A 1,036-nucleotide genomic window follows, 5' to 3' on the forward strand; every position below is an offset into this window, starting at 1 on the left:
GCTCTGGAACCGGGTGGCGAGCGGAATGGCGCAGTCGAGCACGCGCTCGGCGTCCTGCTCGTTCTGCAGAATGGCGACGATGGTTTTGAATCGCATGACAATCCCTCGATTTACGAGCTGGTGAACTCGTGCCGGGGAAACGTTGCAGCGTCGTGCTTTGTTCCGGTCTGGACCAGATCAGCCGGGATTGCTGGCGAAGCCGGCGACCATCGCCTCGACATCGGCGCGGGCGGCGTCCAGCGCCTCCTGGCTGCGGGCACGCACGACCAGTTCGGTCCAGAACTTGCCGTCGCCATATTTCGGGTAGGAGCCGATGATCGTATCGGGATGCGCTTTCTGGATATCACCCAACGGCCCGCCGATGAGGCCTTCGCCGAACGGGCAGGGCACGGTCGCCGAAAGCATCTTCGTGCCGGCCTTCAGCGTCGGCACGACATTGTCGAGCATGGCCTGGAAAATCGATGGCACGCCGGCCATGACGTGGACGTTGCCGATGCGGAAGCCAGGTGCGACCGACACCGGATTGTCGATGAGATCGGCGCCGCGCGGCATCCGCGCCATGCGCTTGCGGGCCTGCGTATATTCGATGCCACGCGCGGCATAGCTTGCCTCCAGCATCGCATAGGCCCGGGCATCGTATTCGCAAGGCACGCCAAAAGCCTTGGATATGGAATCGGCCGTGATGTCGTCATGCGTCGGACCGATGCCGCCGGTGGTGAACACATAGGTGTAACGGCTGCGCACGGCATTCACCGCGGCGATGATCTCGTCTTCCTCGTCAGGGACGACACGCACTTCCTTCAGGTCGATGCCGATCGCCGTCATGATGTCGGCGAGATGGCCGATGTTCTTGTCCTTGGTTCGGCCGGACAGAATCTCATCGCCAATGACGAGCATGGCGGCGGTCACGATTTCACGCATGGAAGGCTCCGGCAAGGCGAGTGGCCTGGGAAGGCGAGTGGTCTGAGATAGCGCGGCGCGACGGTGGCCGCAATGTCATCTTCGCGCCGCGCTATCTCAGACCACTCGCCTTCCC

General features: G+C 62.9%; 1 protein-coding gene and 1 pseudogene. Both read right to left on the reverse strand.

Annotation, left to right across the window (positions count from 1 at the left end; genetic code table 11):
• Nucleotides 1-96 (reverse strand): annotated as a pseudogene (locus EN750_RS41765) (universal stress protein); the annotation flags it as partial.
• An 81-nt stretch (nucleotides 97-177) separates the two neighbouring features.
• Nucleotides 178-921: a competence/damage-inducible protein A gene (locus EN750_RS35980; RefSeq protein ID WP_127399394.1), complete on the reverse strand. Its 744-nt coding sequence runs from the start codon at nucleotides 919-921 to the stop codon at nucleotides 178-180.
• Between the last annotated feature and the right edge of the window lie 115 nt (nucleotides 922-1,036).

The sequence above is a fragment of the Mesorhizobium sp. M7A.F.Ca.ET.027.03.2.1 genome (assembly GCF_003999175.1).
Lineage (GTDB): Bacteria > Pseudomonadota > Alphaproteobacteria > Rhizobiales > Rhizobiaceae > Mesorhizobium.